8 protein-coding genes and 1 pseudogene are annotated in these 7,178 nt (G+C 73.5%); 3 read left to right on the forward strand and 6 right to left on the reverse strand.

The window, feature by feature from the left end; translation table 11 throughout:
• A pseudogene (locus tag ACFVIM_RS30530) lies at positions 1-583 on the forward strand (hypothetical protein); the annotation flags it as partial.
• A gap of 256 nt (positions 584-839) precedes the next feature.
• Here ACFVIM_RS30530 and ACFVIM_RS30535 read toward each other — a convergent pair.
• The 3 genes from ACFVIM_RS30535 to ACFVIM_RS30545 all read right to left on the reverse strand — a co-directional run bounded on the left by ACFVIM_RS30535 (position 840) and on the right by ACFVIM_RS30545 (position 3,878).
• Positions 840-1,715: an ABC transporter ATP-binding protein gene (locus ACFVIM_RS30535; protein WP_384308160.1), complete on the reverse strand. Its 876-nt coding sequence runs from the start codon at positions 1,713-1,715 to the stop codon at positions 840-842.
• Complete coding sequence (locus tag ACFVIM_RS30540) at positions 1,712-2,764, reverse strand: FecCD family ABC transporter permease (protein ID WP_384308163.1); 1,053 nt, start codon at positions 2,762-2,764, stop codon at positions 1,712-1,714. Before ACFVIM_RS30540 ends, ACFVIM_RS30535 begins: the two co-directional genes overlap by 4 nt.
• A 103-nt stretch (positions 2,765-2,867) precedes the next feature.
• Positions 2,868-3,878: a FecCD family ABC transporter permease gene (locus ACFVIM_RS30545; RefSeq protein ID WP_384308166.1), complete on the reverse strand. Its 1,011-nt coding sequence runs from the start codon at positions 3,876-3,878 to the stop codon at positions 2,868-2,870.
• Between the two features lie 122 nt (positions 3,879-4,000).
• Between ACFVIM_RS30545 and ACFVIM_RS30550 the strand changes: the two genes are divergently transcribed.
• A complete protein-coding gene (locus tag ACFVIM_RS30550; protein WP_384308169.1) occupies positions 4,001-4,765 on the forward strand; it encodes an HAD family hydrolase in 765 nt (254 codons plus the stop codon).
• Here ACFVIM_RS30550 and ACFVIM_RS30555 read toward each other — a convergent pair.
• On the reverse strand, positions 4,762-4,998 hold the full coding sequence (locus ACFVIM_RS30555; RefSeq protein WP_384308172.1) for a hypothetical protein: 237 nt from the start codon (positions 4,996-4,998) through the stop codon (positions 4,762-4,764). The two genes, ACFVIM_RS30550 and ACFVIM_RS30555, sit on opposite strands and share 4 nt — an antisense overlap.
• Before the next feature lie 184 nt (positions 4,999-5,182).
• Here ACFVIM_RS30555 and ACFVIM_RS30560 point away from each other — a divergent pair, with 184 nt between their 5' ends.
• On the forward strand, positions 5,183-5,566 hold the full coding sequence (locus ACFVIM_RS30560; RefSeq protein WP_384308174.1) for a cold-shock protein: 384 nt from the start codon (positions 5,183-5,185) through the stop codon (positions 5,564-5,566).
• 115 nt (positions 5,567-5,681) lie between these two features.
• On the opposite strand, the gene ACFVIM_RS30565 is transcribed toward ACFVIM_RS30560, so the two are convergent.
• Entirely contained in the window at positions 5,682-6,539 is an 858-nt protein-coding gene (locus ACFVIM_RS30565) for a 1,4-dihydroxy-6-naphthoate synthase (protein WP_384308176.1), read from the reverse strand.
• Positions 6,536-7,178: futalosine hydrolase (locus ACFVIM_RS30570; protein WP_384308179.1), on the reverse strand; the 643-nt coding region annotated here is incomplete at its 5' end. The genes ACFVIM_RS30565 and ACFVIM_RS30570, both read right to left, overlap by 4 nt.

Here is a 7,178-nt window from a genome sequence, read left to right on the forward strand (position 1 = left end):
GCCCACCGAGAAGGAACGCGAACGCGCCGAGAGCCTCGCGCAGGCGCGCGAGGCTCTCGCGGAGGAGGCCGCCGAGGAAGAGGAGAAGAAGGCGGCGGCGGGCGACGACGACGGCGGCGGGAAACGCAAGGGCCTCCCCCGCTGGCTGCCCGCCCGGCTCCTGCGGCGCGGCGGCCCGCCCGCCGCCGAGACCCCGGCGGTGGAGAAGACACCGGAACCGGCGGCCGAGAAGGCGCCCCCGCGAGGATTCGACAGCCCCTTCCTGCTGGTCGCGGCGGCACTCCTGGTCGCGGGCGCGCTCTTCAGCTCCTATGTGGTGCTGGGGCTCGGCTGGCTCTGCGCCTACGCCTCCAACAAGCTCACCATGGCGCAGCGCAAGTTCGCGGTGCTGGTGCTGCCGGGAGTGGTGGCGCTGACCGGGATCGTGTGGGCGTGGAGCCGGGTGGACGAGGCGTCGGCGGAGCTGGACGCGCGGCAGGAGAGCCTGAAGGAGGTACTGGGCGGGGCGTGGCCGTGGATGGTGAAGGGCGCGGCCTTCGCGTCGGCGCTCTATCTCGTCCTCCGGGCGCGCCGCAGGGCCTGAGCGGGGGCCGTGGGCGGGTGTCCGGAGCTGGGGTGTGGAGCGGGGTCCGGAGCTGAGGCGTGGAGCTGGGGCCCGGAGCCAGGAGCCGCGTTTCCGTTCCGTACGGCCGGGCCCGCGTCTGCGCCCCGTCCGTACGCGGGCCCGGCACACCGGTTCCGTACCTCCGCGCTACGTTCGCGCACCCGGCCCCCCGCCTCCGTACGGACGCGGGCACGGACGCCGGCCCGGCGTCAGAGGGGCGACCGGCGGGGCGGGGTCAGGCGCCCGTCTTCCGTACGGTCTCGGCCAGCGCGGGGGACCCGGCGGACGCGGGGGCCTGGGACGGGGGCCGCGCGGCGGACGTCGGCGCGGCGTACGGCGCGCCCGGCACCACCAGCGGGGACCCGGTCACCGGATCCGGCACGATCACCGACTCCAGGCCGAAGACCTCCCGTACCAGTTCGGCCGTGACGACCTCCCCGGGCGGCCCCTCGGCCACGATCCGGCCCGCCTTCATCGCCACCAGGTGGTCGGCGTAGCGGGCGGCCTGGTTGAGGTCGTGCAGCACGGCGACGACGGTCCGCCCCCGCTCGTGGTTGAGCTGGCGCACCAGGTCGAGCACCTCCACCTGGTGGGCGATGTCCAGGAAGGTCGTCGGCTCGTCCAGCAGCAGGACGTCCGTCTCCTGTGCCAGCGCCATCGCGATCCAGACCCGCTGGCGCTGGCCGCCGGACAGCTCGTCCACGTTGCGGTCGGCGAGCGCCCTCACATCGGTGCGTTCCATCGCGTCGGTGACGGCCCGTTCGTCCTCCTCGGACCACTGCCGCCACCAGGCCTGGTGCGGCTGGCGGCCCCGGGAGACCAGATCGGCGACGGTGATCGCCTCGGGCGCGGACGGCGACTGCGGCAGCAGTCCGATGGCGCGGGCGATCTGCTTGGTGGGCATCCGGGAGAGTTCGGCGCCGTCGAGCAGGACGGCGCCGCCGCTCGGCTTGAGCAGCCGTCCGAGGGCGCGCAGGGTGGTCGACTTGCCGCAGGCGTTGGGGCCGACGATGACGGTGACCCGGCCGTCGGGGATCGCCAGGTCCAGCTCGTGGACGACCGTGCGGTCGTCGTAGGCGAGCGTCAGCTCGCGCGCGGTCAGTCTGCTCACGATGCACCTCCGGTGGTACGGCTCCGCATGATGAGCCAGATCAGATACGGCGCCCCGATGGCGGCCGTCAGGACGCCCACGGGCAGTTCGGTGGGGGAGAGCAGCTTGCGCGCCAGCAGGTCCCCGAGGACGACGACGACCGCGCCGAGCAGCGCCGAGCCGAGCAGCGGGATCTGTGCGGTACGGGTGAGACGGCGGGCGATCTGCGGTGCGAGCAGCGCGACGAAGTCGATCGGGCCCGCCGCGCCGGTGGCGACGGAGGCGAGCACCACCCCGAGGGCGACGAGTCCGAGCCGGACCCGGCCCAGCCGTACGCCGAGGGAGACGGCGGTGGAGTCGTCGAGGGAGACGGTCCGCTGGGCGCGGGCCGCCCACAGCACGGCGGGGCAGAGCGCCAGCAGGGTCCAGGCGAGGGGGGCGACCTCGTCCCAGCCGCGCCCGTTGAGGGAGCCGGTCATCCAGATGTGGGCCTGCTGGGCGACGGTCACATCACCCTTGGTCAGCAGCAGTACCGTCACCGAGCGCAGGGCGACCGCGAAGCCGATGCCGATGAGCACGAACCGGGTGGCGTGCATCCCGCCGCGCCAGGCGAAGACATAGACGAGGGCGGCGGCGAGGATCCCCCCGGCGACGGAGAGGTAGGGCAGCACGGTGAAGGAGGTGACACCGAAGGTCATCCCGGCCACGGTGACGGCGGTCGCGCCCTGGCTGATCCCGATGATGTCGGGGCTGGCGAGCGGATTGCGCGCCACGGTCTGGATGAGCGCGCCCGCGACACCGAACGCGAGCCCGACCAGCAGACCGGTCGTCATCCGGGGCAGCCGCAGCGTCTCCACGACCAGTTCGTCCGGCGACGGGTGCCCGAAGAGCACCCGCACCACCTCGGCCGGGGCGACGAAGCTCTCCCCGACCGACAGATAGGCCACGCACACGGCGAGGAGCAGCGCCCCCAGCCCGGCGGCGACCAGGGCCGACCTGCGGTGCACCAGCAGTGACCCGCGCCCCTTGCGCGCGAGCGCGTACCCTGCGGGCCGGACGGTGGCGCTCATGAACGGCCCCCTGCGAAGTCGTCGGGTTCTCTGTGGTGCGCGGTGCGGATACGCGTACGGGTACCGGTACGGATACGCGTACGGGAGGCCCGGGGCGGAGCGTTCACGCCGGGACCGCCTTGCGGCGGACCAGGGTGACCAGGAAGGGCACACCGAGCAGGGCGGTCGTCACCCCGGCGGGCACCTCGCCCGGCGGGAAGACCACCCGGCCGACCACGTCCGCCACCAGCAGCAGCACCGGGCCGACCAGCGCCGCCACCGGCAGTACCCAGCGGTGGTCGCCGCCCACCAGCGCACGGGCGATATGGGGGACGGCCAGTCCGATGAAGGCGATCGGCCCGGCGGCGGCGACCGCCACGCCGGTCAGGATGGTCGCGCCGATCCCGCCGACGATCCGGACGGTGGCGACTTTCTGGCCGAGCCCCCTGGCGACGTCCTCGCCGAGCGCGAGCGCGTCCAGGCCCCGGGCGACCATCGCCACGAGCACGATTCCCACCAGCAGGAACGGCCAGACCTGGCCCGCCAGGGCCGCGTCCCGTCCGGCGATCGAACCGATCTGCCAGAAGCGGTACTCGTCCAGCGCGGCCGCCTGGGTGGCGAGCACTCCGCTGGTCACGGCGGCCAGAAGGGCGTTGAGAGCGGCCCCGGCGAGGGCGAGTTTCACGGGGGTCGCGCCGCCCCGGCCCCGGGCGGCGATCGCGTACACGGCGACCGAGGTGATCGCCGCCCCGGCGAAGGCGAACCACACATAGCCGGTGAGGGTGTGCACCCCGGCGAAGGTGATCGCCAGGACGACGCCCACGGAGGCGCCCTGGCTGATGCCGAGGATGCCGGGGTCGGCGATGGGGTTGCGGGTGACGCCCTGGGCGACGACCCCGGCCAGCGCGAGGGCCGCGCCGACCATCACACCGACGAGGGTGCGCGGTACGCGCATCTCGCGGATGACTTCGCCGTCGGCTCCGCCGCCGCCGTGCAGCAGGGCGTCGAACACCACGGAGGGCGCGATGGAGCGCGCCCCGACGGCGAGACTGAGCAACACGGCGACCAGCAGGGCCACGACGGCCGCCGCCGTCCAGCCGGTGCGGCGGACCGCGAGCGCGCGTCTGGCTGACATGGTCACCAATCGAAGGAGGGGAAGGGCGGGTTCAGCGAGGCACAAGCATGGTTAGGCTTGGCTAAGTTTAAGCAGAGGGTGCAGGCACGGTGGAATGGCGTGGACCCCCGCACAATGGCCCTATGCCGACAGACCGCGCAGGACAGTCCATCCGCCCCAGCCACACCAGCCCTACCGCAGACAGCACGGGCAACGCAGGCAACGCAGACAGCGCAGGCCACGCAGACCCCAGCGCCTCCCCCGCTTCCCCCGCACCCCGCTTCACCGTCGGCTTCGACCTCGATATGACCCTCATCGACTCACGGCCCGGCATCCACGCCGTCTACCGCGCGCTCTCCGCCGAGACGGGGGTCTGGGTCGACGCCGATCTCGCGGTCACCCGGCTGGGTCCCCCGCTGGAGCAGGAGCTGGCCCACTGGTTCCCCGATGATCAGATTCAGGCCATGGCGGACCGTTTCCGCGAGCTGTATCCGGCCCATGCGATCGACCCCACCACCGCGCTGCCCGGCGCCCGTGAGGCGATCACCGCCGTTCAGGCCCTCGGCGGCCGGGCGATCGTGGTCACGGCCAAGCACGAGCCCAACGCCCGGCTCCATCTCGATACGCTCGGCATCACCCCGGACGCCGTCATCGGCTGGCTGTGGGCGGAGGGCAAGGCGGAGGCGCTGCGCGAGTACGGCGCGTACGCGTACGTCGGCGACCACATCGGCGATGTCCGGGGCGCGCACACCGCCCAAGCGCTCGCGGTCGCCGTGGCCACCGGCCCCTGCACCCCCGCTGAGCTGCGCGAAGCCGGGGCGGATGTGGTGCTCGACGGGCTCGGCGCGTTCCCCGGCTGGCTGCGCGCCGACCGCGCGGACACCCGGGGACGGGACGGGCGGTCCTAAGCGGACCGGCGCGCGGCGCGGCGCTGGGCGGAGATCGAGCGCAGCACCCCGGCCCCGGAGATCGCGAAGCCGACGCCCATCAGCATGCACACGCCATAAGCGATCGGGGGGAAGGGATCCGTCCCCAGGAAGAGCGGTGCCATGGTGATCAGTGTGGCGACCGCGCCGACGACGAAGACGATGCCACCGGTACGGACCAGCCCGTCACCCGGCGCGGAAGGAGTAGCAGTCATCCGGCCAGGGTAGTTCCCCGCGAGTAGGAACCGATCGGCGACGTCTTGTATCCGGCCCCTGGACCATTAGCCTTGGGTTGGCGGGCCGGTGTGCAGGCCCGCTGTAGTGCTATCCAGAGCCGCTCTCCGGCTCCCAGCTCCCGGTGGCCCCCGCGCCCCAACGAGTACGAAGACGAGGACAGACGTGCCTACCGGCAAGGTCAAATGGTTCAACAGTGAGAAGGGCTTCGGCTTTCTCTCCCGCGACGACGGCGGCGACGTCTTCGTGCACTCGTCAGTGCTGCCCGACGGCGTCGACTCGCTCAAGCCCGGACAGCGCGTGGAGTTCGGTGTCGTCGCGGGGCAGCGCGGCGACCAGGCTCTCTCGGTGACGGTCCTCGATCCCACTCCGTCCGTGGCGGCGGCACAGCGCCGCAAGCCCGACGAGCTGGCCTCCATCGTCCAGGACCTGACGACCCTCCTGGAGAACATCACGCCGATGCTGGAGCGCGGACGCTACCCCGACAAGGCCCATGGCAAGAAGATCGCGGGTCTGCTGCGGGCCGTGGCCGACCAGCTGGACGTCTGAGCGGCACCGGCCGCCCCCCCCTCAAAAAAAGAGACCCGACCGGGGCGCCCCCACCCTTGGGGCGCCCCGGTTCCGTATGTCCGGGGCCCCTCGTCCGTCTCCGGGGCCTGGCGCCCTATCCCCCCGCGGGCCGCTCGGGGAACTCCAGGGCGTCCGGGGCCAGCGGCGGCACCAGGCCCTCAGCCGCCGCGCGGGTCAGCAGACCCCGCACCGCCGCGTGGCCGCTCTCGCCCAGATGGGCGGTGAACTCGTTCACGTACAGGCCGATGTGCTGGTCGGCGACGGCCGGGTCCATCTCCTGGGCGTGCTCACGGACATACGGGCGCGACGCCTCCGGGTCGTCCCAGGCCATCCGTACCGAGGTACGGATGGTGTCGGCGATCCGGTGCAGGGTCCCGGCGCCCAGCGAGCGCTTGGCGATGATCGCGCCCAGCGGGATCGCCAGGCTGGTGGTGGACTCCCAGTGCGCGCCGAGATCGGCCAGAGCGTGCAGTCCGTACGACGGATAGGTGAAACGGGCCTCGTGGATGACGAGCCCGGCGTCCACCCGGCCGTCCCGTACGGCGGGCATGATCTCGTGGAACGGCAGCACGACGACCTCGCCGACACCACCGGGGACCCGTTCCGCCGCCCAGAGGCGGAAGAGCAGATAGGCGGTCGAGCGCTCCGAGGGGACCGCGACCGTACGGCCGGTGAGGTCGAGCCCCGGCTCGCGGGTGAGGACCAGCGGACCGCAGCCACGGCCCAGCGCGCCGCCGCACGGCAGCAGGGCGTACTCGTCGAGGACCCACGGCAGCACCGCGTACGACACCTTGAGGATGTCCAGCTCGCCGCGCTCGGCCAGACCGTTGGTGAGGTCGATGTCGGCGAAGGTCACGTCGATGGGAGGCGCCCCGGGGACGCGGCCATGGGCCCAGGCGTCGAAGACGAACGTGTCGTTCGGGCAGGGCGAGTAGGCGATCCGCAAGGTCACCGGGACTCCTCGAAGACGGGGGCGAGCTGGGAGAAGGCCCCGCGCAGCGCGTCCAGGGCCTCACCGACGCGCCAGGCGGCGCGGTCACGCGGGCCCACCGGGTTGGAGACCGCGCGGATCTCCAGTACCGGGATCCCGTGCGCGGCGGCGGCCTCGGCGACCCCGAAACCCTCCATCGCCTCGGCGACGGCGCCCGGGTGACGCCCGCTCAGCTCGGCGGCGCGGGCGGCGGTCCCGGTCACCGTGGAGACGGTCAGCACCCCGCCGACGACGGCGCCACCGACGGCCGCCGCGACCCGGGCCACGGTGTCGGCGGGCGGCAGATGCCCGCTGCGCCCGAAGCCCAGTTCCCGGACGTCCAGGAAACCCTCCGGGCTGTCGGCGCCCAGATCGGCCGCGGTGATCGCGTCGGCGACGACGACCGAGCCGACCGGCGCCCGCCCGGGGAAACCGCCGCCGATCCCGGCGGAGACGACGAGATCGTACGGAGCCTTCGCGGCCGGGCCGGCGGGAGCGTAGGGCGGCCGTACGGCCGGGTCGCCGCCGTCGGCCGGATGGCCGGGGTGGTGACGGACCGGGCCGTGGCACAGCGGTCCGCGCGGCGAACGGTACGGAGCCGGGGCCCCCCGGTGCGGGGCG

The sequence above is a fragment of the Streptomyces sp. NPDC057638 genome (genome assembly GCF_042800315.1).
GTDB lineage: Bacteria > Actinomycetota > Actinomycetes > Streptomycetales > Streptomycetaceae > Streptomyces.